This is a genomic window from Glutamicibacter sp. ZJUTW (assembly GCF_008370855.1).
In the GTDB taxonomy this organism is placed as follows: Bacteria; Actinomycetota; Actinomycetes; order Actinomycetales; family Micrococcaceae; genus Glutamicibacter; species Glutamicibacter nicotianae.
In genome coordinates, this window is sequence record NZ_CP043624.1 from 1,348,568 (window position 1) to 1,370,994 (window position 22,427).

General features: G+C 62.7%; 19 protein-coding genes and 2 pseudogenes. 13 read left to right on the forward strand and 8 right to left on the reverse strand.

The genetic code is table 11. The features are described 5' to 3' along the window. Positions 1–5 precede the first annotated feature (5 nt). The 5 genes from F0M17_RS06365 (at position 6) to F0M17_RS06385 (ending at position 5,733) form a co-directional block, all read left to right on the forward strand. Positions 6–917, forward strand: a complete 912-nt coding sequence (locus F0M17_RS06365) for a co-chaperone YbbN (RefSeq protein ID WP_038990505.1) — start codon at positions 6–8, stop codon at positions 915–917. A gap of 137 nt (positions 918–1,054) precedes the next feature. After that, the gene (locus tag F0M17_RS06370; RefSeq protein WP_149596685.1) at positions 1,055–1,813 is read left to right on the forward strand and encodes an ABC transporter ATP-binding protein; all 759 of its coding nucleotides are present in this window, start codon (positions 1,055–1,057) and stop codon (positions 1,811–1,813) included. Then, positions 1,795–3,360: a transporter gene (locus tag F0M17_RS06375; protein ID WP_121866566.1), complete on the forward strand. Its 1,566-nt coding sequence runs from the start codon at positions 1,795–1,797 to the stop codon at positions 3,358–3,360. Before F0M17_RS06370 ends, F0M17_RS06375 begins: the two co-directional genes overlap by 19 nt. A gap of 299 nt (positions 3,361–3,659) precedes the next feature. Continuing rightward, positions 3,660–3,911 (forward strand): DUF3039 domain-containing protein, encoded by a 252-nt coding sequence (locus F0M17_RS06380; protein WP_038990501.1) that lies wholly within the window; start codon positions 3,660–3,662, stop codon positions 3,909–3,911. Between the two features lie 55 nt (positions 3,912–3,966). Further along, entirely contained in the window at positions 3,967–5,733 is a 1,767-nt protein-coding gene (locus F0M17_RS06385; protein WP_149596686.1) for a DEAD/DEAH box helicase, read from the forward strand. Between the two features lie 76 nt (positions 5,734–5,809). Here the strand turns inward: F0M17_RS06385 and F0M17_RS06390 are convergent, their stop codons facing one another. Together F0M17_RS06390 and F0M17_RS06395 are read right to left on the reverse strand one after the other, a co-directional pair. Continuing rightward, complete coding sequence (locus F0M17_RS06390) at positions 5,810–6,403, reverse strand: isochorismatase family protein (protein WP_149596687.1); 594 nt, start codon at positions 6,401–6,403, stop codon at positions 5,810–5,812. Positions 6,404–6,506: 103 nt separating this feature from the next. Next, positions 6,507–7,805, reverse strand: coding sequence for a nicotinate phosphoribosyltransferase (locus F0M17_RS06395; RefSeq protein ID WP_038992074.1), 1,299 nt, complete (start codon positions 7,803–7,805; stop codon positions 6,507–6,509). Positions 7,806–7,947: 142 nt separating this feature from the next. Between F0M17_RS06395 and clpS the strand changes: the two genes are divergently transcribed. The 4 genes and pseudogenes from clpS to F0M17_RS06415 form a co-directional block, all read left to right on the forward strand. Next, positions 7,948–8,232 carry an ATP-dependent Clp protease adapter ClpS gene (clpS, locus tag F0M17_RS06400; RefSeq protein WP_038992076.1) on the forward strand — a complete coding sequence of 95 codons (285 nt, stop codon included), beginning with the start codon at positions 7,948–7,950 and terminating at the stop codon, positions 8,230–8,232. Between the two features lie 2 nt (positions 8,233–8,234). Next, a complete protein-coding gene (locus F0M17_RS06405) occupies positions 8,235–8,813 on the forward strand; it encodes a DUF2017 domain-containing protein (RefSeq protein ID WP_073707632.1) in 579 nt (192 codons plus the stop codon). Positions 8,814–8,817: 4 nt separating this feature from the next. Further along, on the forward strand, positions 8,818–9,741 hold the full coding sequence (gene murI, locus F0M17_RS06410) for a glutamate racemase (RefSeq protein ID WP_073707631.1): 924 nt from the start codon (positions 8,818–8,820) through the stop codon (positions 9,739–9,741). After that, positions 9,738–10,532: pseudogene (locus F0M17_RS06415) on the forward strand (MBL fold metallo-hydrolase); the annotation flags it as partial. The gene murI and the pseudogene F0M17_RS06415, both read left to right, overlap by 4 nt. A gap of 324 nt (positions 10,533–10,856) precedes the next feature. On the opposite strand, the gene F0M17_RS06420 reads toward F0M17_RS06415, so the two are convergent. Further along, positions 10,857–11,657, reverse strand: a complete 801-nt coding sequence (locus F0M17_RS06420; protein WP_073707629.1) for an SDR family oxidoreductase — start codon at positions 11,655–11,657, stop codon at positions 10,857–10,859. A gap of 182 nt (positions 11,658–11,839) precedes the next feature. Between F0M17_RS06420 and F0M17_RS06425 the strand changes: the two genes are divergently transcribed. From F0M17_RS06425 to F0M17_RS17835, 3 genes and pseudogenes are all read left to right on the forward strand, one after another. Further along, positions 11,840–13,219: an aldehyde dehydrogenase family protein gene (locus F0M17_RS06425; protein WP_073707708.1), complete on the forward strand. Its 1,380-nt coding sequence runs from the start codon at positions 11,840–11,842 to the stop codon at positions 13,217–13,219. Positions 13,220–13,252: 33 nt separating this feature from the next. Continuing rightward, entirely contained in the window at positions 13,253–14,194 is a 942-nt protein-coding gene (locus F0M17_RS06430) for an MBL fold metallo-hydrolase (RefSeq protein WP_073707628.1), read from the forward strand. Positions 14,195–14,340: 146 nt separating this feature from the next. Then, positions 14,341–14,862: pseudogene (locus F0M17_RS17835) on the forward strand (GrpB family protein). A gap of 643 nt (positions 14,863–15,505) precedes the next feature. Here F0M17_RS17835 and F0M17_RS06445 read toward each other — a convergent pair. From F0M17_RS06445 to F0M17_RS06460, 4 genes are all read right to left on the reverse strand, one after another. Further along, positions 15,506–16,864 (reverse strand): MFS transporter, encoded by a 1,359-nt coding sequence (locus F0M17_RS06445; RefSeq protein ID WP_149596688.1) that lies wholly within the window; start codon positions 16,862–16,864, stop codon positions 15,506–15,508. A 201-nt stretch (positions 16,865–17,065) separates the two neighbouring features. Beyond that, on the reverse strand, positions 17,066–18,265 hold the full coding sequence (locus F0M17_RS06450; protein WP_141358780.1) for a cytochrome P450: 1,200 nt from the start codon (positions 18,263–18,265) through the stop codon (positions 17,066–17,068). Positions 18,266–18,276: 11 nt separating this feature from the next. Beyond that, positions 18,277–19,257, reverse strand: a complete 981-nt coding sequence (locus F0M17_RS06455; RefSeq protein WP_083586907.1) for a PDR/VanB family oxidoreductase — start codon at positions 19,255–19,257, stop codon at positions 18,277–18,279. 145 nt (positions 19,258–19,402) lie between these two features. Further along, entirely contained in the window at positions 19,403–20,200 is a 798-nt protein-coding gene (locus F0M17_RS06460) for an IclR family transcriptional regulator (RefSeq protein WP_317628486.1), read from the reverse strand. 301 nt (positions 20,201–20,501) lie between these two features. Here F0M17_RS06460 and F0M17_RS06465 point away from each other — a divergent pair, with 301 nt between their 5' ends. Further along, on the forward strand, positions 20,502–21,704 hold the full coding sequence (locus F0M17_RS06465) for a CynX/NimT family MFS transporter (RefSeq protein WP_256370209.1): 1,203 nt from the start codon (positions 20,502–20,504) through the stop codon (positions 21,702–21,704). A 179-nt stretch (positions 21,705–21,883) separates the two neighbouring features. Here F0M17_RS06465 and F0M17_RS06470 read toward each other — a convergent pair whose 3' ends face one another. Then, on the reverse strand, positions 21,884–22,348 hold the full coding sequence (locus F0M17_RS06470; protein WP_052253860.1) for a hypothetical protein: 465 nt from the start codon (positions 22,346–22,348) through the stop codon (positions 21,884–21,886). Between the last annotated feature and the right edge of the window lie 79 nt (positions 22,349–22,427).

A 22,427-nucleotide genomic window follows, 5' to 3' on the forward strand; every position in this document is an offset into this window, starting at 1 on the left:
TCCCCATGACTGATCAGAACATCCCCTCGACCCGCGGTGCGGTGGATCTCTCGGCGCTGGCCAACCACGGCCCGGAAGCCACCGACAGCACCCCAGCCGGTGCCGCCAGCTGGACCACCAGCCTGGACGAGGCCGCGTTCCAGCAGTTCGTCGGCCTGTCCCAGCAGGTGCCCGCCATCGTTTCCCTCGGCTCGCCGCGCGTGCAGGTCTCTGCAGACCTGGATGCGACCCTGCGCAAGCTGGTGGATGCCAAGGGTGGCAAGTTCGTCCTCGGCCTCGTGGATGCCGAAAGCTACCCGCAGATCGCCCAGGCCTTCCAGGCGCAGCAGATCCCGATGGTGGTTGCGCTGATCAAGGGCCAGCCGGTGCCGCTGTTCCAGGGTCCTGCCGAAGAAGCGCAAATTGCCCAGGTTTTCGCGCAGCTTGAACAGCTTGCCGTGCAGCAGGGCATGAGCGGCACCGCCCCGGCATTCTCCGGGCAGGCCGGCCAGGCCGAGCCGGAACTGCCGCCGCTGCACCAGAAGGCAGTCGACGCCATTGATGCGGGGGACTACGCCGCCGCCGAGGCAGCCTACTTGGAAGCGCTGAACGAAAAGCCGAACGACAAGGACGCGCAGGTTGGCGTGTACCAGGTCCGCTTGCTCTCGCGCACGCACAACCTGGATCTGAACAAGGCTCGCGAGCAGGCCGCGCAGAACCCCGAGGACATCGCGGCGCAGCTGGATGTCGCCGACCTGGATGTGGTCGGCGGGCATGTCGAGGACGCCTTCGCCCGGCTGGTCTCGCTGATCTCCAAGCTAGCGGATGAGGACCGCGAGCGGGTGCGCCGCCGCCTGATCGAGCTCTATGCGGTCATCGGCAATGCCGACCCACGCGTCGCCGCCTCGCGCCAGAAGCTGGCCCGCGTACTCTTCTAGGCTGATGCCGAAGCGCTGAAGCGCACAGCTAGCAAGCCGCGGTCCGGAATATTTCCCGGGCCGCGGCTTTGTCTTGCCTTCAGGTTTAACTCCAAAGGATGATGTGTTCTGACTTGGGGCATTGCTAGCCTTAAACTATGAATCAGATCGCACTGGACATCCGGTCTCTCGCCAAGCAATTTAGCGCCAAGATTGCCGTGAACAACGTCAGCCTGCAAGTTCCCGCCGGTTCATTCTATGGGCTGGTCGGGCCCAACGGCGCCGGAAAGACCACCATGCTCTCGATGGCTACCGGTTTGCTGCGCCCGGATGCGGGCCAGGCGGTGGTCAACGGCGTGGACATCTGGGCCGACCCGCACGCCGCCAAGTCCACCCTGGGCGTCCTGGCCGATGGCGTGCGCCAATTCGATCGGCTCACCGGCCGGCAGCTGGTGACCTATTCCGGGCTGCTGCGCGGCATGGACCGTGCCGAAGTTGCCCAGCGCACCGAAGACCTGCTGCGCGTGATGGACCTGCTGGATGACGGGGACAAGCTGGTGGTGGACTACTCCGCCGGCATGACCAAGAAGATCACCTTGGCTACCGCGATGATCCACTCGCCAAAGCTGCTGGTGCTCGATGAGCCATTCGAGGCAGTGGACCCGGTCTCGGCGGCGAATATCCGCGACATCCTGAACAACTACGTGGAGTTCGGCGGCACCGTGATCGTTTCCTCGCATGTCATGGACCTGGTCCAGCGCATGTGCACGCATGTGGCGGTCATTTCCGATGGCGTGCTCAAGGCGCAGGGCACCGTGGATGAAGTCCGCGGCGGCATGAGCCTGGAAGACCGCTTCGTCGATCTGGTGGGCGGCCGCGCCAACAACGAGGGGCTGTCATGGTTGCGCACGTCCTAAGCCTGAAACTGCGCTTGCTGGCCAATGGCTTCAAGCGCTCCGTCGGCCAGCTGATCGGCGTCATCATCGGCGGCCTGTACGCGCTGGGCATGATCACCATGCTGACCTTGGCCGTGTGGTTCGCCGCTGACGAGATCCCCTTCCAAGGCGAAATGTTTACCCTGATCGGTTCGGCAGTGGTGCTGGGCTGGGCCATCATCCCGCCGCTGCTGACCGGCGTCGACCTCACCCTGGAACCGTCGCGCTTCGTCCAATTCGGAATCCCGGAAAAGACCCTGGGTCCTGCCCTGGTGCTGGCCGGCTTTATCTCGATTCCTGCGGTGCTGACAGTTGTCGGCCTGCTGGGCGCCTCGCTGATGTGGCGAAGCGATGCAGGTGCGTTGATGCTGGGTCTGCTCGCTGCGGTGGCGACCGCGGTGATGGCGATCCTGCTGTGCCAGTACCTGGTGATCATGGCAACCGCGCTGCGGGCCAAGCGCCGCTTCCGCGAATTGACGTTCGCGCTGCTGTTCTTGCTGCTCGTCGGGCTGGGCCCGATCATGGCCTCGGTGTTCTCCGCGGCGCAGTCCTTGGGCGACTGGATCCATCCGCTGTCCACGGTGCTCGGCTACACCCCGCTCGGCGCCTTTGCCGCTGTTCCCGGGGCCTATGCCTCGGCGCTCTACGGGCAGATGGCCATCCACCTGGCGCTAGGTGCGGCCTACCTCGGCGGGCTCTATTTCCTGCTGGCTCGCGCTACTGCAAAAGCCGCGATTACCCCGCCGCCGCAGCAGCGCGCTGCCACGGCCAAGGGGTTGGGCTTCTTCAAGCTGCTGCCGGCAACACCGACCGGCGCCGTCGCCGCCAGGGCACTGACCTATTGGTTCAAGGATCCGCGCTACGCCGTGGGCGTGCTGATTGTGCCTGTGCTTCCATTGCTCTTCTGGTTCACCGGCAGCCAATCCGGCAACTACACGATGATGTATCTGATGGGGCCGTTGATCGGCATCCTGCTGGGCTTTTCCATATCCGCAGATATTTCCTATGACAACACGGCCTTTGCACTGCATGCACTGACCGGCATATCCGGCCGGGCCGATCGTGCAGGACGGGCGCTGTCCTGCTTCCTGATTGCCATCATTCCGGTCCTGGCTGCCGCGATCCTGCCTGGCCTCATCGCTGGCGAGCTATGGCGCATCCCGGGTGATCTGGGCTTGTCGCTGGCCGCGCTGTTCGTCGCGTTGGGCGTTTCCTCGGTGTCTTCGGCCCGCTACACCTATGCGGTGCCGCTTCCGGGCGATAACCCGATGAAGACCCCGCCTGGCAGCGGCATGCGCATGGCGCTCACGCAGCTGGGTATCATGCTCACCATGGGACTCTTGCTGATCCCGGTGCTCATTCCCTACACTATCGGCTGGTTCCAGCACTCGCAGGTCTTGGGCTTCATCACCCTGGGTGCGGGCTTGGTTCTGGGCACCGGACTGGTGCTCGGCGGCATTGCCCTCGGCGGCAAATGGTATGAGAAGCGCACTCCAGAGTTGATGCAGTCGGTCATGCTCAACAAGTAGGCAGGGCAACCGGAACGGCATCCTGGGCCGTCCAGCGGACAGCAATGTTCCGCCGGGCGGCCTTTTGCCTGCCCTGGTGCAACAAGGTTCACAGGATATTGGCCGGTGGTGCCCAAGCCGGGAGAAATCCAAATCAAACTGGATGGCAGCCATTTGAGCAGATGCAAGAAAACGATCACTGACCTGAAGATATGAAGCCGAACACGGAGCAGCTTAAGCAACAGCGGCAAAGTCAATGTGGACAAGCTCCCATGGCCGCCACGCGGACAGCAGGGGCAATCCGTACTAGACTTGAAGGCATGGTGGAACAGTCTGAAGAAACCCGCGGTGGCACTGCCACGATTGAACGTACCGAGACAACCCAGAGTGTCGAGGCCGGAGATCACGAGCGCTTTGCCCACTATGTGCAGAAAGAAAAGATCATGGAGTCGGCAATGACCGGCGAGCCAGTGATCGCCCTGTGCGGCAAGGTCTGGACCCCAGGCCGAGATCCGCAGAAATTCCCGGTATGCCCCGAGTGCAAGGAAATCTACGATTCCTTGATGGGGTAGTGCTGCGAATGAACTAGCACTACTTCACACGATGCACGCGGCCGGGAAAAGGTAAATGACCGAGACACTCTTTGATTTTGGCGACAAGCTTCCACTAGAAGACAAGCTTCCGGTAGCGTACCCGGAACGCGCGGCATGGGGAACCGGGCCGAAGCTGCGTGCCTGGCAGGCCGAAGCGCTGGCCTTGTACTTCGATAAGGAGCCCAAGGACTTCATGGCCGTGGCCACCCCTGGCGCCGGCAAGACCACTTTCGCGCTGCGCCTGGCGAAGGTGCTGATCGATTCGGGCAAGATCAACCGCATGATCGTTGTCGCGCCGACCGACCACCTGAAAAAGCAGTGGGCGGATTCGGCAGCGCGTGTGGGCATTGCCCTGGACCCGAACTACAAGAACTCCGACGGCCGGCACGGCTCGCATTACATGGGCGTCGTGGTGACCTATGCCCAGGTCGCGCTGAAGCCTGCCGTGCACCGTGCGAAGACCGAGGATGCCCGCACCCTGGTGATCATGGATGAGGTCCACCACGCCGGCGATGCGCTGAGCTGGGGCGACGGCATCCGCGAGGCATTCGAACCTGCCACCCGCCGACTGGCCCTGACCGGTACCCCGTTCCGTTCCGATGCTGCACCGATTCCCTTCGTGCAGTATATCGATGAGGGAGACGGCATTCGCCGGTCCAAGGCCGACTACACCTACGGCTACGGCAACGCCCTGGCAGACCATGTGGTCCGTCCGGTGCTGTTCATGGCCTATTCGGGCAATATGCGCTGGCGAACCGCCGGCGGCGAGGAGATGGAAGCAAACCTCGGCGAGGGCTTCACCAAGGATGTCACCGCCCATGCCTGGCGCACCGCGCTGGACCCGCACGGGGACTGGATTCCCTCGGTGCTGCAAGCCGCTGACCGGCGCCTGTCCGAGGTGCGCCGCACCGTGAAGGACGCCGGCGGGCTGGTCATTGCCACCGACCACGAGGACGCGCGCGGCTATGCTGCCCAGCTCGAAGCCATCTGCGGCGAGAAGGTCACCACCATCCTGTCCGATGACCCCAAGGCATCGCAGAAGATCGACGAATTCTCCGAATCCGATGCGCGCTGGATGGTCGCGGTGCGCATGGTGTCCGAAGGCGTGGACGTGCCGCGCTTGTGCGTCGGCGTCTATGCGACATCCACCTCCACGCCGCTGTTCTTCGCCCAGGCGGTGGGGCGCTTCGTGCGCAGCCGCAAGCGCGGAGAAGTGGCCTCGGTGTTCCTGCCCTCGGTGCCGATCCTGATGGCCTTGGCCAACGAGATGGAAGTCGAACGCGACCACGCCTTGGACCGCGAAGGTTCCAAGGACGAGGACGGCCTGGACGATTCGCTGCTGGAAGCGGCGAACAAGGAAGAGAAGGCCAGCGACGAGCTGGCACGCAACAAGTTCGAAGCGCTGAACTCGCAGGCTTCCTTCGATCGCGTGCTCTTCGACGGTGGCGAATTCGGCACCGGTGCCGACATCGGCAGCGAAGAGGAACTGGGCTTCCTGGGAATCCCGGGCCTGCTGGATACCGAGCAGGTGTCCGAATTGCTGCGCAAGCAGCAGAACAGGCAGATTTCCAAGGGCGCCACGAAGCCCGAGCCGGTGTCCGACCACCGCCGCATGATGGAGCTGCGCACGAAGCTGTCCAAGAACGTCTCGGCATGGTCTGCCCGGACCGGCACGCCGCATGGGCAGATCCACAACAAGCTGCGCAGCATCTGCGGCGGGCCTGCGGTGCCGCAAGCAACAGCTGACCAGCTGCAGGCGCGCATCGACAAGCTGCAGGACTGGTTCGTCGGACGCAAGTAGTTTCCGCGAAAAAACGGCTTGGCGCTGACCGGAGAATTCGGTCAGCGCCAAGCCGTTGTGGTTTTCAAGGCAAGGATCAGCCCAGCGACAGCACCGTGACGCCGGCTGCGCGCAGTTCCTCGCGGATCGCTGGCAGATTCTCCGGCGAGACCGCTGCGGTCAGCGGGGAAATGATGGTGGTGGTGAACCCGGCTTCCACCGCATCGAACGCGGTGGCCTTCACGCAATGGTCAGCGGCAAGTCCCACGACATCCACCGAAGTGATGCCCTTGGCCTTGAGCCAGTCACCGAGCAGTTCTCCGCTTTCATCGGCCTTGTCTGCCGAAGGATCCAGTTCCCGGGCTTCGAAGCCGGAATAGGCCGCGGCGAAACGCCCCTTGGCGAAATGCGCGTCGACTGGCACGTGCGCGAGCTGCGGATGCAGCGCTGCGCCAGGGGTGCCGGCGACACAGTGCACCGGCCAGGAATCAATGAAGTCCGGGTTCTGAGAGAAATGATCGCCCGGCTCGATGTGCCAATCCTGGGTGGTCACGATGGCCGAGTAGGAATCGCGGCGTTCGGCAATGTCCGCGGCAATGGCCGTAGCTACAGCATTGCCGCCGGTTACCGCGAGGGCACCGCCTTCGCAGAAGTCCGGCTGGACATCAATGATCAATAGGGCTCTGCTCATCGCTGCCTCCCTGGCTAGTGAATGTAGACCTTGGACAACTGCGGACCGCAGGATCCTTGAACCTGGATCCTACGTTCCGCAGCTGAGTTTTTCGTGTGTTTGTCTAGTCCTGGATCATGACGGTCGGGATGACCGGTTCGCCGCGCTGCATCTTGCGGGCCACGCCCGGCAGCTCCTGGACCGATGCGTGGTGGCGCTCGGTGGCGCGCTTGACGCCGGCAGCGCCGACATGGGCCTGGTCGATCTCTCCGTTGCGCACCAGCGGGACAACCAAGTCGCGCTCGGGGCCGCCGGTGGTGTACTCGGAGGTGGAGACGATTTCGGCGACGGCGCGGTTGCGCTCGTTGAGCTGGCGCACCGCATACTTGCGGCCGCCCACGCTGGCCTTGTTCGCCGCGGCCTTGGCCACGGGAATCCATTCGCCCGCATCGTCTTGGCGGGCCACCAGCTTGTAGACCATGGACGCGGTCGGGTGCCCGGAGCCGGTGACCAGGGCGGTGCCCACGCCGTAGGAGTCCACCGGGGCGCTGGCCAAGGCAGCGATCGCGTACTCGTCCAGGTCCGAGGTGACGGTGATCTTGGTGTTCCAGTTGCCCAAATCATCGAGCAGCTCGCGGACCCAGCCTGCCTGCTGCACCAGGTCGCCCGAGTCGAGGCGGACGCCGCCCAGCTCGGGACCGGCCACCTCGACCGCGGTGCGTACGCCGTTCTCGACGTCGTAGGTGTCGACCAGCAAGATGGTGTCCTTGCCCAGCGAGGCAACCTGCGCTTCGAAGGCGGCGCGCTCGGTGTCGTGCAGCAGGGTGAAGGAGTGGGCCGAAGTGCCAACGGTTTTCAGGCCGTAGCGTGCACCGGCTTCCAGGTTCGAGGTCGAGGAGAATCCGGCAATCATGGCGGCGCGCGCGGCGGCCACCGCTGATTCCTCATGGGTGCGGCGCGAGCCCATCTCGATGCAGGGGCGCTCGCCGGCCGAAGCGATCATGCGCGAGGCGGCCGAGGCAATGGCCGAATCATGGTTCATCGCCGAGAGCACGAACGTCTCGATGACGCAGGCTTCGGCGAAGGTCGACTCCACGGTCAGCAGCGGCGAGTTCGGGAAGTACAGCTCGCCCTCGGCATAGCCGGAGATGTTGCCGGTGAAGCGGAAGTTCTCCAGGTACTTGATGGTCTCGGCGTTGACCACCTTGTTGTCGCTGAGGAAACGCAGCTGCTCGTCATCGAAGCGGAAATCTGCCAGGCCTTCGAGCACGCGGCCAGTGCCTGCGACCACACCGTAGCGCCGGCCTTCGGGCAAGCGGCGTGCGAATGCCTCGAAGACGGATGGGCGGTGAGCTGCACCGGATTCCAGCGCTGCCTGGAGCATGGTCAGCTCATAGTGGTCGGTGAAGAGACTGGTGCGCATGTGACGCTCCTGATGATCGGAAAAGGCCTTGTGCGGTGCTGCTTGGGAAAGCAGACCCGTTTTACTGTATAACGGCTCACGCCCAAGGTGATATTTGCCGTGTCCGGTGTTGCGTTCAGCTTCCGCGCGTAAAATGGTAGCCATGACCGCAATGCCCGATGTACTTTCCGAATTTGAAACCCTGGTATCCCAAGACAAGCCATGGCGCTTGGTTGTGTGGAATGATCCAGTGAACTTGATGAGCTACGTATCCTACGTGTTCCGTTCCTACTTTGGTTTCAGCCCGGAAAAAGCTGAGAAGCTCATGCTGCAGGTGCACCATGACGGCTTCTGCACCGTGCGCAGCGGCAGCCGCGAAGCCATCGAATCCGATGTGCAGGCCATGCACGGGTTCGGACTGAACGCAACCATGACCCAGGGAGCCTGAACGTGGCCAAGGCCTTCAAGAACGGTTCCAAGGGCATTACCGGCACGCTGCATTCGCCCGAACGCAAGCTGATCCGCGAACTCTTCTCCGACGTCATCGAAATGCTCGAAGAACGTGCCCGGCTGCACCAGCTGCCCGAGGACATCGATCCGCTCTATGCCTTGACCGGCATGCGGCCCGAGTCCATGGACTTGCCTCCGATTGCCGATCCGGCACTGGCCAGGCTGCTGCCCGATGCCAGCGACGACGCCGTGGTGGCTGCCGAGCATCGCCGGCTGACCGAAGCCGATTCGATCGCGCAGAAGGTCGGCCGCCTGCGTGAAGCCCAGCTGCTGCTGGAAACCGACAGGCTCGTGCTGGACAAGGACGCCGCGGCGCGTTTCGCCCAGGCCCTGAACGACGTGCGCCTGGTGCTCGCCGAGCGCCTTCAGATCCGCAGCGAAGAGGATTCGGCCCGCGTCGCCGAGGTGCTTGATGCTTCCGAGGTGGAAACCCCCGAGGAATACATGTCCCTGGTGTACAACCTGATCTCTTGGGTGCTCGATACCTTGATGGGCGCGCTGATGGATGCGGAGTCCTGAGCCCATGAATTCCTACTTTGCCACCGGGCAGGTCTCCGCCCCGGACGCCAATACTCCCATTGGCATCTTCGATTCCGGTGTTGGCGGGCTGACCGTGGCCCGCGCGATCATCGACCAGCTGCCCGGCGAATCGCTGATCTATGTGGGGGATACCGCCAACTCTCCCTACGGTCCGCTGCCCATCGCCCAGGTGCGGGCCAACGCCCTGGGCGTCATGGACGAACTGGTGGATTCCGGGGTGAAGCTGCTGGTCATTGCCTGCAATTCGGCCTCCGCAGCGGTGCTGCGCGATGCCCGAGAACGCTACACCGCGCGCTACGGCATCCCGGTGGTCGAAGTCATCCAGCCGGCGGTCCGCCGTGCCGTGGCCGGCACGAAGAATGGCAGGATCGGCATCATCGGCACCCAGGCGACCGTGGGCTCGCGCGCCTATGAGGATGCTTTTGCCGCTGCCCCGAACCTGCAGGTATCGACCGTGGCCTGCCCGCGTTTCGTGGAGTTCGTGGAATCCGGCATCACCGCCGGCGCCGAGCTGCTGGAGATCGCGCAAGAGTATCTGGCGCCGCTGCAGGCCGCCAAGGTGGACACCCTGGTGCTGGGATGCACGCACTACCCGCTGCTCACCGGCGTGCTCTCCTACGTGATGGGGGATTCGGTCACGCTGGTGTCATCTGCAGAGGAAACGGCGAAGGACGTTTTCCGGGCGCTGACCCGGCATTCGCTGGTGCGCAACGACGGCGCCGCGGCGCGTCATGAGTTCCTCGCCACAGGCAACGCTGATAGTTTTGGTGTACTGGCTCGCCGTTTCCTCGGACCCGAGGTGCTGCAGGTGCGCCACGTGGACCATGTAGCCGCCCACTATCCGACCGGAGCCATCTCGCGGATCACTCCGCAAATGATTGCCGCGTCGAAAGCGAGTAACGAATGAAGCTGACCATCATCGGATGCACCGGGTCATTCCCAGGGCCGGGATCGCCCGCGTCCTGCTACCTGGTGACGGCCTTTGATGGCACCCGCGACTGGAAGATCCTGCTGGATCTGGGGTCCGGGGCTTTGGGCGTGCTGCAGCGCTACACCGATTTGAAAGACATCGACGGGATCATGATTTCCCATCTGCATCCCGACCACTGCATGGATTTGTGCGGTTTGCATGTGGCGATCCGCTGGGATCCCGACGGCTGGGGCCGGGAGCGGATGCTCGTGCACGGCCCGGAAGACACCGCCGAGCGCATCGAGACTGCCTACTCGCTGCCTGACGGCGACACCATGGCCAAGGACTACGACTTCCAGGTCTGGAAATCGCTGAAGCCGGTGAATATCGGACCGTTCACCATCACCCCGTACCCGGTGCGCCACCCGATCAAGGAAGCCTATGCCCTGCGCGTGGAAGCGCATGAACCGGGCCCCGACGGCGAACTGCTGACCAGCGTGCTGACCTATTCCGGGGATACCGACAGCTGCGATGGCCTGGTGGAAGCCGCCCGCGGCGCCGACATGTTCCTGTGCGAAGCGGCCTTCGAGGAAGGCCGCGATGACCACATTGACGGCGTGCACCTGACCGGGAAACGCGCTGGCGAAATGGCCGCCGCCGCCGGTGCCGAGCGCATGCTGCTCACCCACATTCCGGTATGGACCGACATCAACAAGGTGGTTGAAGAGGCCAAGGAAACCTACAGCGGCGGCATTGCCGTTGCCGTATCCGGCGTAACCTACGGCGTGTACTCCGGCAGCCTGAAGGAAGACAAGGACCCGACCCTGTTCAAGGGGGATCGCGGTACCGACTACCTGAAGACCCGCACCGGATCCATGCCGACCATCAAGTACGAGAAGACCCGCAAGTTCCCGCTGCTCAAGCGCAAGAAGTAGCAGCTGGAGTACCTTGGTTATCAGGCCCGGCCGCGCCGCACCATTTGGTGCTGCGAGGCCGGGCCTTGCACTCTGTGGCGCAGCTAGGCCGCTTCGGAAAATAACATAGCCCAGCACGAGAGCTTTCGTGCTGGGCTTTGGCCGTGATGCTAAAGGCTTACCGCCTAGCTAGGCGTTTCAGGCCTGAGTGGCGGGCACCGAGCTGCTGCGGTAGGCGACCAGACCGCCATCGACGCGCACATCGGTACCGTTAACCCATATCGGCTGGCTGGAGAGCAGGTAGGCGATGACCTCGGCAATGTCCTCGGGGGCGGCAAAGCGGCCAAGCAGTTCAGCGGCGGAATTGACCTTATCCTGGCCGTGGTCCTTCTTGAAGTCATCCAGGATCGGAGTCTGCACCGGGCCGGGGCTGACCGAGTTCACCCGCACCCGAGCGCCGACAAACTCGGCGGCCAACTGTTCGGTCAGCAATCGTACGCACTGCTTGGAGAACAGGTAGCTATTCTCCGCAATGGCGGTATCGGCCGCGGCCTGCTCCAGCGCCTGGTCCTGGTCCTCGGCCAGCGCGAAGTCGCGGCAGGCCTCGGCCACACTGCGCCAGCCAAAGGCCACTGAGGAAGCCAGATTCACCACGGAGGCGCGTTCGCCCAGCAGCGGGGCCAGGCCTCGGGTCAGTTCACGCACGGCAAAGACATTGACCGACAGCACGGTGCGCAGCGGCGCGGTGCCTGGTACCCCGGCAATATTTGCCAGGCCAGCCAAGCCCTGCGGGGCCAGTGTGGTCAGTTTCTCGATGACTGCCGAAATGCCGGCAGGGGTGGACAAGTCAGCTTGGATGAAGTCACCCGCGAAGCCAGTGGTCGCGGTGCGGTCGATGCCGATGACTGTGTAGCCGCGGGAGGCCAGTAGCGCCGCGGTGGCCGCGCCAATGCCCGAGGCGCATCCGGTCAAGGCAATGGGCAGTGAAGATGCTGACATGGGGTTCTCCTAGGATGTAGGGGGCCACCGGGCGTCGCCGGGCCGTGCTTGATAGTTAATCCTGCGTCATTGTCCAGGTGGTTCACGACACACTTTCCATCCAATGGAATCAGATCCGGTGTCGGGGCTGGACACCGGGCAAGCTGACATTAGCTAAGATTTCCCGTGAAGAGAGGGTGCTGATGAAAGTGCCAGTCTACGATGTGCTCGACCCGGCCACCCTAGAGGTCGTTGGGCAGGCCCCGGAACACACCGAAGAAGATGTGCGCCAGAGCATTGCTACGGCCAATCTCGCCGCCGCCGGCTGGGCCGCCGACCGTGAGTCCCGTCGCTCCACGCTGCGTGAAGTGGCAGCCCGTATCCGCACCCGCGCCCCACAACTAGGCCGCATCCTGTCCCTGGAACAGGGCAAGGTGCTGAGCGAAGCAATCGGCGAATTTCAAGTGGCCGCGGACCTCTTCGAATACTACGCAAACATGGACTGGGATGAGACCGAGGCACTGCCCGAACGTGCTGGTCGCAAACTGCAGGTGCAGTACCGCCCGGTCGGGCTGGTTGGCACCATCACGCCATGGAATTTCCCGATATCACTGCTCTGCGTGAAACTGGCCCCAGCCTTGGTGGCTGGGTGCACGGTGATTGCCAAGCCTTCGGCGACCACTCCGCTGTCCACTATCGCACTGGTGGAACTGGCTAACGAGCTGCTCCCCGAAGGCGTGCTGCAGGTACGCACCAGCAGCCGCCGCACGGTTAACGTGGCGCTGGCCGAGCTGCCAGAAATCCGCAAGATTTCCTTCACTGGCTCTACCGAGGTGGGCGCAGCGGTCGCCGCCGCGGCCACGTCGAGTGTCAAGCGGGTTACCCTGGAACTGGGTGGCAATGATCCGGCCATTGTGCTGGAGGACGCCGATTTGGAAGCCACTGCCCGCGGCATCGTGGGCAGTGCCTTCCGCAATGCCGGACAGGTCTGCATGGCCGTCAAGCGCGTGTACGTGCCGCGTGCAATGCAGGGGGCATTCACCGAGGTTGTGGTGGCCGAAGCGGCCAAGCTGAGCCTGGGACACGGGGTAGCCGAGGGCACCACCATGGGCCCGATGCACACCGCCAAGCAGCGCCAGAGCGTGCAGGAGATGGTCGATGCAGCGTTGAATTCCGGAGCCCGGCTGGCTGCCGGGGGAGGTACCGGTTGCGATTTGCCTGGCCACTTCATGAATCCGACGATCATCGCCAATGCGGCCGCGGGCATGGCGCTGGTTGATCAAGAACAATTTGGCAGCGCACTACCCATCATTGGATACGACAGCGTCGATGAGGCCATGGTGCAGGCGAATTCCGGGCCCTTTGGTCTGGGCGCATCGCTGTGGACTCCGGATCTGGACCGCGCTGAAGCGCTGGCCTCGAACCTAGAGGCGGGCACGGTGTGGATTAACCAGCACACCGTGGTAGAACTCGATGCGCCCTTTGGCGGGTGGAAGGCCTCGGGCACGGGCCGCGAACGCGGCCGCTGGGGCCTAGAGGAATACCTTGAACCACGCACTATCAATGCTCGAAGCCACGGCTAAGCCCCGCAAGCCACAAGAACTTTAAGGATTGAAATGAACATTTCGTCGAGCACTGAGCTCATCACGCTCGGTACCGCGGCCGGACCGGCCATCCGTGGTAAAGAAAATGGGATGGCCAGCGCCGTCGTCGTCGATGGCAAGCATTATCTGGTGGACTTCGGATTGGGCTGCGTGAGGGCCGCCCACCAGGCAGGACTGCGCGGCCAGGATCTAGTCGCCGGGTTCATCACGCACCTGCACTCCGACCACGTGGGTGAACTGCCGGCCTATCTCATGTGGAACTGGGGTGCCCCTGTGGGCGGCTTCACCACACCGGTGGGCCTCTACGGTCCGGGGAAGGACCCGAACCATGTGCGTGGCCAGCAGCTGGCCGGCACCCGCGAGCTGGTGGATCATACGCTCAAAGCCTTCTCCTACGATCTGGATATCCGCGTCACGGATGAGGCACGCCCGGTGATGAACACGTTGCTGGACGTCCAGGAGATCACGCTGCCCGCAGCGGCCGAAGGTTCTGGCAACCGCCCCTTCATCATCTACGAAGATGACCGGGTGACCGTGCGCGCGGTTCTGGTGGAGCACCCACCGGTATTCCCGGCTTTCGCCTTCCGCTTTGATACGGCCCACGGGTCGATGACCTTCTCCGGGGATACAGCAGAATGCGATGCGCTCATTGAGCTGGCACGCGGCAGCGACATTTTGGTGCATGAGGCAGTGAATCTGGAATTCTTTACCGCCATGGGCTTCAGCCCTACTTTCATCAACCACCAGCGGGAGTCGCACACTCCGCCGGAAGGTGCCGGCCGAGTGGCGCAGGCTGCCGGAGTGAAGCATTTGGTGCTCTCGCATCTGGCCGGGGTAGCAACCCCGGAAGAATGGAAGCAGCGTGCCGAAACCAGCTTCGCCGGTCAGGTCACCGTGGCGAGCAGTGGCCAGCGTTTTGCGCTCAACACATTGGCAGCGGACGTCGTCGGCTAGGAACCGTCGAAATTCTCTGAGCCCCCGGGATTTGATCCTCGAATATATTGTGGATCGAAGCCCGGGGGCGTTGTTCTGTCCCTCGGAACCCCATCGACGTGTGCTGTGACCCGGTTTGAGCGGGCAATTTGGGTGAGAATTGGATCATGCCAAGTGAGTGGTTCGATAAGCCTGGTGGGGAACCGGTGGAACTCTATGAATCTGATCCGCTGTGGCCATTGATAGCGGCTGAATGGACCAACCGAATCCAAAGCAACATTCTTCCTACGCTTGCGCGAGTAGAACATGTAGGGTCAACATCGATCCCCGGTCTGATCGCCAAGCCCGTACTTGACTTGCAAATAGCTGTGCCAGATTTAAACGATGAAGCGGCCTACCGTACTGGTCTTGAATCCTTAGGCCTCGTGCTTCGGCAACGCGAACCTGACCACCGGTTCTTTCGGCCACCAGCCGGTGAACCTCGCCTCGTGCACGTACACGTCTGCGAACAATGATCGGTTTGGGAACACGGCGTACTGCGTTTCCGGGACAGGCTCCGAGTCGATCCGAAGCTTGCCGCCGAATATGCCACGCTTAAGCTCGGACTCGCTGACCGTTTCGGCACTCACCGGCTTAACTACAACAACGGAAAAGCTCAATTTATCTCGCGCGTCATGGCTGGCGAGTAGTTGCTGCGAAGATGTTGACTCTGGAGGCGTTTCCCTGCCGGTCATCCAAGATGTACGTTATATTCGTCTGTAATTTGGTCGTTCACCGGGACATCCGCCCTAATGACTTGGCTAGCAAGCCATTTCCATATTCATAAGCAAGAGAGGCATCCCGTATACCCGCCCGCAAAGCTGGCCGGTGAACGTGCCGTATGCGGACGCGAAAAACGACCGTTACATAACAATGGGTGTCAATCAGAGGTTGGCATACGTGGCTTCGCTTGCAGGGCAATAAGAAATTGCCTCGTGCTCCGATTCGTGCCACTCATTGCAAACACGGATCTCCGGCTCTCCGTCGTTTTTTCAGGGGCGCGCTCCGGGTGTATTCTCACGACGTGCATTCCGGGCACCATACAACCCTGAGATCCATCGCACGCGTGCCATATTCTTCCATTTTCTCCACTTTCTAGCGCTCCATCACCAATATTTTCAGCTTCTCCCGATAAAGCCGTTCGGATACGTTCCAGGATGCGACCTGCTACGCCAAAGGGAGTAACCCCAGCGCAAAGCGGAAGAGTCAGTGCACAAAAACACCACTGGCGCCCTACCCGACAAGGGTGGAGCGCCAGTGGCATCATTGTGCGGCGCGAAGCCGGAGTGCAGCTTAGAGCTGCAGCCCCAATTTCTTGCGGTCGCGCTGCTGGTTGATGCCGAAACAGGCGATGATGCCGGCAATGGTGATCATGATGCCGGTAAGCCAGAAAGCCTGCTCGTATCCGATTGCCGGGGTCGCTGCGGCGCTGACCATGGCACCGACCACGGCCGGCGCGAACAGGCCGCCAGCGGTTAGGAAGGCGTTGGTAATCTGCAGCAGGGCCCCACGCTGGGCGATGTTGGTGGTTTCCGCGGCGACCAGGTAAGTAAGAGCGAACAAGGCCGGGGCGGTACCGAAACCGAAGGTGAAGAAGGTCAGCGCCGCGCCCTGCGAGTCGGCGGCGGTACCCAGCAGCACCATCACGCCAGAGAACACAGCCGACCCGCCGAGAACCAGACCACGGGAGATGCGGGTGTTCAGGCCACGGTTCCCGAGCACCTGAGTAAGCCAGGACAGGCCCACGGTGGAGATCGCACCCCAGATGGCCGGCAAGGCGATTAGCGAGCCGCCCTGCTGGGTGCTGGTGCCCATCACAGTCTCGAAGTAGGCAGGCAGCCAGGTCATTGCGACGGTGAAGGTCCAGTAGCCCAGGAAGGAGCAGAGCACTGCCAGCAACCAGCTGGGGGTGAGGAATGACTTCAGATAAGGAACCTTGGAGTCGGCCGCCACGGCGGTGGCGCCTTCCAACGGGCTGGTGCCTTCGATTTCGTGTTCGGCTTGCACCGAGGTGTAGGGGCCTTCCTTGCCGATGAACAGCCACAGAACGGACCAGACTACACCAACCAAGGCGACGAAGATGAAGGCTGACTTCCAGCCGAACTCGGAGGTCACCCAGGCGATGACCGGGGCGAAAGCCACCACGCCGAGGGTCACCCCGGCCGAGGCCACTGCAGCCGGGGTGGCCGAACGGCGCATCGGGAACCACTTGTAGACCGCGTGCATGGTGATCGGGGCCAGCGGGCCCTCGCCGGCGCCGAGCAGCAAGCGGCTGAACCACAGTGCGGGAAGCGACGCGAAGACGATGACCGGGACCTGCGCGATGGACCAGACGAGGCACAGCGCCAGCAGGATCCACTTGGCTTGGACGCGGTTGGCGATCGGTGCGGCCACGAACTGGGCGACACCGAAGAGGGCGAACACGGCGCTGCCAAGCAGACCGAATTGGGCCGGGGTAATGCCCAGATCCTCCATGAGCGGAACGGCCACGATACCCAAGATGGCCTTGTCGGCCCAGCTGACCATCATCAAGATGAGCAGCATGATGGTGACTGTCCAGCCGTAGGCGGTGCGTTTGCGGCTGGTCCACGTGGCGGGGTTGGAACGCTTAGACTTGCTGGGCACCGGTGGTGCCGGAGTGGTCTGTGTCATTGGTATTCCCAGGTGTTTTCGGGCGGCGTCATTGCCGGGTACGAGTGCCGAAGGTGGCGTGTGTTCACCCTAAGTAGTTGCGACAGGGTGCATTAGATGGAATTCTCCGCCGGCGAGCAGGTGGTGCGGGCGGAGAATTCCTTGACAAGCGCGGTGTTTCGCGGGCTTCAAGGTGTCGACTCCAGGGAGCCGACGGCGGTATTAGCGTGCCGGAGTAATAGTTACCGGAAGCGATTCGAAACCGCGCAACACATTGTGGATGATCGGTACGGCCGGGCCGGCAGGGGCGATGGTTTCCACCCGTTCCAGCAGTGCTTGGAGCACGATTTCCATTTCCAGGCGGGCAATGGGTTGGCCCACGCACTGGTGCAGCCCCATACCAAAGGCCACGTGGCCAGAGGAGGAGCGATCGAAACTGAACTTATCGGCGTCCGGTCCCCACTTCTGCGGGTCACGGTTGGCTGCACCGAGGAAGACCAGCACCTTGGTACCGGCTGGCAGGTGTACCCCGCCCAGTTCGGTATCCACCGAGACGGTGCGGTGGAACTTCTGGAAGGGTGATTCCAAACGCAGGGCCTCATCGATGGCGAACTTGGCCAGGTTTGGTTGGCGGCGTAGTTCGGCCCAGGCTTCGGGTTCCTTGGCGAGTACCGAGAGGGTGTTGCCAATGCCGAAGATGGTGGTGTCCACTCCGGCCGATAGCAAGGCGCGCACCAGCAAGGTGGCTTGCTGCTCGGTGATCAGCCCGTCGGCAACGCGGTCCCAGATCTGTTTGCCAAAGCCTGTGTCGTTCAGCGATTCGCGCTCGCAGGCAGCCATGACCACCTTGGAGTGCACATCGGCTTCGGCGAAGGCCTGTTGGAAAATGTAGTTCTCCGGGCCGAAGGCGTTGAAGACCATGTTCCCATAGGGCAGCAGATGCTCGCGCCCTTCCTCTGGGATGCCTACCGCGTCGGGGAAGACCCTAATCGGATACTTTTCAGCTAGGTCGGTGACCGCGTCGAAGCCACTGCGGGTAGCCAGTTCATCGGTCAGTTCTAGAGCTGGGGGAGTGAAGGGGCCGCGCAGCGCGCGCACGGTGCCCGGGTTGATGACCCCGGTCAGCGCGCGGCGCATGAGGGTGTGGATCGGCGGGTCGGATTCCAGGATGCTTGGTGGACGCCAGGCTTCATCCTTGCGGATATCCCGGGGACCCAGGCCGCCGGCGGAGGAGTAGGTTTCGAAGTCAGTGAGGACCTCGTAGACCTGCTCGTATCCGGTGACGGCGTAGCTGCCGGTGGCTTCCAGATAGCTTACCGGGCCGGCCTCGCGCAGTCGATCAAGAAACGGGTAGGGGTCGGAGATGGCGGCAACGTCGAAGGGGTCTTCCTGGAAGACCATAGGTTGAGTGCGCAAAGACATGGTGGGCTTCCTTAGAGTTCGAGGACGAGTTTGGAACAACCGGCAGCGGCGCGGGATACGCAGACCATCATGACCTCGTTAGCGTCCTTATCGGCCTGGGAAAGGGCGGCGTCGCGATGTTCGGGCTCGCCAGAGATGATGCGGGTTTCGCAGGTGCCGCAGAGTCCGGCCCGGCAGCTGGATAGGACTCGGGCGCCGACCTGTTCGACGGCTTCGAGGATGGTCTGGTCGGACTCCACGGTGAGCGTGGTGCCGGTGAGGGACAGTTCCACCTCGAATGGTTCGGAGCTGCCGCCCACGCCGAGGCTGTCGGCGGCGAAGCGTTCGGTGTGCAGGGCACCCGGAGGCCAGCCCATGCAGAAGTCTTCCACTGCACCGAGCATGCCGCCTGGGCCGCAGGCGTAGACCAGCATATGGGCGCGGGGCAGACCCAGGATCTGGCTCAAATCCAGACGACCCGATTCATCCTCGGCCACAATGCGAACCTTGTTGTTGCCGAATTCGGCTTCAAGTGCTTGGGCGAACGCCATGGTGTTGCGGGATCGGCCACCGTAGTAGAGTACCCATTCGCGGCCTGCGGCCTCGGCAGCGCGCATCATCGGGATGATCGGGGTGATGCCAATGCCGCCGGCAAGAAAGAGGTACTTGCGCGAATCAATAAGCGGAAAGTTATTGCGTGGTGCGGAGATGCGCAGTTCGGAACCGGCGCTCAGGCGATCGTGCACCCAAGCGGAGCCGCCACGGGAATCCGGGGTGCGCAGTACGCCAATGCGCAGGGTGGACAGGTCCTCGGTGTCCGAGCACAGCGAATATTGCCGGGTGAGATCGTCGGTGAGGTGCACGTCGATGTGCGAGCCTGGGGCCCAGCTGGGGAAGTTCTGCCCATCGGCGCGACGCAGCACCAAGGAGGCGACGCCGTCCGCGGGATACTCTACGGCGTCGATCACCGTATTGATGATGGCCGGTGCCTGAATGGGCGCAGTGATAGTCATGCTCTACCGCTCCTGAATGCAGTGGTTGCGAGGTGGCCGACCCCACAGGGCCGGTGCGTGAATCCAGCGTAGGTGGAGCTGGTCACACTTAAGCGATTGTTTTCCATCCAATGGAAATCTCTGTGGGCTAAGGTGTGCAGTCTACTTAGCTCTCGGTGGACATGCTTAGGCGGCGGGCAATACTGCGTGCCGCGATACGCAAGACGGGCACCACCGCACCCACGGAGGCCGGACGCTCCAGAGTCACAACTCCCAGTGCCGCGAGGCAGCGGCCATTGAGCGAAATCACCGGCACTGCGACCCCATAGTTCTGTGCGCCTGCCTCTTGGCTGGTAGTGGCGTAGCCATCTTCGCGAACCTTGGCGATTTCGCGGCGCAGCTGCTGGGGGGCCGTGATGGTGTGCTCGGTCAGTTGGGTGAGGCTGGCCATGCCTGCCTCTAATACATCAGATTCGCCAAATGCCATCATGACCTTGCCCGCGGCCGAGGCGTGGAGAGGGAGGTGTTCACCGACGCGCCGGAATGGGGCTCCCACCCGGGTGCCCGACATGCGTTCGAGAAGCAAAACCTGATCGTTGTCCAATATGAACAGGTTCACGACGTTCTGGGTCACGAATAGAACATCTTGCATATAGGGCGCGGCCAATTCGGCGAAGCCTTGGTGGGCAGGTGCCAGCAGTCCCAGTTGCCAGATCCGGTGGCCAATGAGGTAATCCTGGCCGGAGCGCTGCAGCGCACCCCAACTGACTAATTCGCCGGTGAGACGGTGTGCAGTGGCCACCGGCAGGCCGGCCCGAGAGGCCATGTCGCTCAGGGTGAGTCGCGGGTGTTCGGAGTCAAAAGTGCCTAAGAGTGCGAGAGCGCGCGAAGTTACCGACTGTCCTGTTGGGGCGCTGGTGGTGCTGTCACGTTTGAGCCGTGGTTTCGGATTGGCGATGGGAATGCTCCATGGTTCAAGACTTCTTCGGACTCATCAGCATAGGCATTGGGCGGTCACCCTCGGCAATAGATGACCCGGTGTTTCCATTGGATGAAATCCTAGGAGCAGAATCCAACGAGCTGGGAAAGCCTTGGTGATTAGCATTAACCCACCTTCCGGCGCTTGGCGCCGTGCTCAGAAAGCCCTATTGCATATGTCTTGTCCTGTTCCACGTCCCACAGTCGTCGCCGGCGCGGTCGAAGCGACCGAAGCGCATGCACCGCACGCTCAGGGACGCGGTCCAGGGGTGGCGGCGGGGCGCTGGATGATCGTGGTCGGTGTGGGAGTAGTTGCAGCGATGAACATCTGGAAACTGCCGTTGGCGCTGCAACGATTGGAAGCCGAACTGGGCTTTGGGTTGGTGTTCTCCGGACTTCTTTTGGGGGTTATCCAGGTGGCGAGCATGCTCGGTGGCTTGCTGGTTGCCTGGGGCGGGGAGCGTTTCGGCTTGCGCCGGTTGCTGATGCTCGGATTGATTTTGCTGGCGCTTGGCTCGGCTGGTGGTGCGGTGTCACCGAACCCCGGATTATTGCTTGGCACGCGCATGGTCGAAGGTATCGGGTTTCTGCTGTGCACGGTGCTGGCCCCGGCCTTGATCCGTGTGATTTGCCGCCCGGCCGATCTGGATCGGGCCATGGGTGCTTGGGGGTCCTTCCAGGGCATCGCGATCATGCTCTCCTTCAGCGGCGGGATCTTGGCCTTGCAGGTGCTGCAGTGGCGTGCTTTGTGGCTGCTGATGGCGCTGCTGGCCGTCGGTATGCTGTGGCCATTGGCTCGGTGGGTGCCGGCCGGCCCGGTGGAGCGGGGCATTGACGGGCGCGGTTCCTTGCGCAAAATTCTGCTGACCATCAAGGTATTGCCGCCGTGGATGGCAGGACTGGCCTTTGCCTGTTACACAGTGCAGTGGATGGCCGTGATGGGCTTTTTGCCGCGCATTTATGCCGCCTATGGATTGGAAGCACTGCCGGCAGGGTTGCTCTCGGCGCTTGTGGGTGGCCTCAACATTATCGGTGCCTGGATCTCGGCGGCCTGGTTGCAGCGCGGACGCGGCGCCACCGGAATCCTGCTTTTGTGCTTTGCGGTCATGGCCGTTTCTTCGGTGGGGCTCTTCGCTGTGCCGTGGATGCAGCTGCCGCGCGGGATCGTCGGGGCGCTGGCTTGCGCCTCGGTGTTCTCGCTCATTGGCGGGATCGCACCGGCCGCGCTGAGCAGGGTGGCCGTGGATCTGGCACCGCCTGGCGGGGCGGTGAGCGCAGTGATTGGGCTGATGCAGCAGCTGTTTAATGTGGGCAACTTCCTCGGCCCTTTCCTGCTGGCCTGGATTGCGGTGCAGGTCGGCGGTTGGCAGGCTTCCTGGGTGATGACCTGCGGCTTCTGTGCCCTGGGGATGAGCGCGACGCTGGCGTTACACGTGCGCACGCGATCAGTGAATCCCTCACTCGCTTCGCAAGTGGTTCGCCATCAGTAGTTCCTTGGAGCGCTGTGAACACTGGCGAATGAAGAAGGTCTTCGGCAGGAAGCGGGATTCCAAGCTCAATATCATGCGGTTAATGGGACACGGCCGATGCAACGCCTGCTTGATCAGGCTGTTGCAATGACCGTTTGATGCCAAGCAGTTCCCGGTGCTTTGCTCTGTACTGCAGCGGATCAGCGGGTGCCGTGCTTGGCGCCCCACGGTTTGTCGTACTTGCTGGCCAGCCGGGTCAGCGCCAGTGCGGCAACGAGCAGGCCGACGTCGCGCAGGGCGACATCGAGGAAGATGCCCATCGAGACCAGATTGATGATGATGCCTAACAGCCACAGGGCGAGCACATAGCTCGCATAGCGCGGCTTGATGATCATCGATGCGGCGGCAACCAGTTCCACCACGCCAACCACGTGCATGGCGGTTTGCGCGGAGAACGGCAGGATGGCAATGACCCACGGGGCCAGGTAGTCCGGCCAGTAGGTCATCATGTTCGCGAACTTGTCCAGTCCCATGAGCAGGGGCAGGACGACAAATCCAATGCGCAGGATCCAGAATGCGCTCAACGACGGGTCGGTGCTGACCCGTTCAGCTGTTGTTGCCCGGATGTGCGAGAGCGGATGCTTCTCGCTCCATGAGGCGCTCATGGCGATCACCCTCCAAAGATTTGAACGTATACCCAGAATTCGCCTCCCGGACCTATTTGTCAAGATCTATTGTTGATAG

Bases quoted from the DNA above. Each gene is read 5' to 3' on its own strand.
- F0M17_RS06365 (WP_038990505.1), top strand. From the start codon at position 6: ATGACTGATCAGAACATCCCCTCGACCCGCGGTGCGGTGGATCTCTCG.
- F0M17_RS06370 (WP_149596685.1), top strand. From the start codon at position 1,055: ATGAATCAGATCGCACTGGACATCCGGTCTCTCGCCAAGCAATTTAGC.
- F0M17_RS06375 (WP_121866566.1), top strand. From the start codon at position 1,795: ATGGTTGCGCACGTCCTAAGCCTGAAACTGCGCTTGCTGGCCAATGGC.
- F0M17_RS06380 (WP_038990501.1), top strand. From the start codon at position 3,660: ATGGTGGAACAGTCTGAAGAAACCCGCGGTGGCACTGCCACGATTGAA.
- F0M17_RS06385 (WP_149596686.1), top strand. From the start codon at position 3,967: ATGACCGAGACACTCTTTGATTTTGGCGACAAGCTTCCACTAGAAGAC.
- F0M17_RS06390 (WP_149596687.1), bottom strand. From the start codon at position 6,403: ATGAGCAGAGCCCTATTGATCATTGATGTCCAGCCGGACTTCTGCGAA.
- F0M17_RS06395 (WP_038992074.1), bottom strand. From the start codon at position 7,805: ATGCGCACCAGTCTCTTCACCGACCACTATGAGCTGACCATGCTCCAG.
- clpS (WP_038992076.1), top strand. From the start codon at position 7,948: ATGACCGCAATGCCCGATGTACTTTCCGAATTTGAAACCCTGGTATCC.
- murI (WP_073707631.1), top strand. From the start codon at position 8,818: ATGAATTCCTACTTTGCCACCGGGCAGGTCTCCGCCCCGGACGCCAAT.
- F0M17_RS06420 (WP_073707629.1), bottom strand. From the start codon at position 11,657: ATGTCAGCATCTTCACTGCCCATTGCCTTGACCGGATGCGCCTCGGGC.
- F0M17_RS06425 (WP_073707708.1), top strand. From the start codon at position 11,840: ATGAAAGTGCCAGTCTACGATGTGCTCGACCCGGCCACCCTAGAGGTC.
- F0M17_RS06430 (WP_073707628.1), top strand. From the start codon at position 13,253: ATGAACATTTCGTCGAGCACTGAGCTCATCACGCTCGGTACCGCGGCC.
- F0M17_RS06445 (WP_149596688.1), bottom strand. From the start codon at position 16,864: ATGACACAGACCACTCCGGCACCACCGGTGCCCAGCAAGTCTAAGCGT.
- F0M17_RS06450 (WP_141358780.1), bottom strand. From the start codon at position 18,265: ATGTCTTTGCGCACTCAACCTATGGTCTTCCAGGAAGACCCCTTCGAC.
- F0M17_RS06455 (WP_083586907.1), bottom strand. From the start codon at position 19,257: ATGACTATCACTGCGCCCATTCAGGCACCGGCCATCATCAATACGGTG.
- F0M17_RS06465 (WP_256370209.1), top strand. From the start codon at position 20,502: ATGATCGTGGTCGGTGTGGGAGTAGTTGCAGCGATGAACATCTGGAAA.
- F0M17_RS06470 (WP_052253860.1), bottom strand. From the start codon at position 22,348: ATGAGCGCCTCATGGAGCGAGAAGCATCCGCTCTCGCACATCCGGGCA.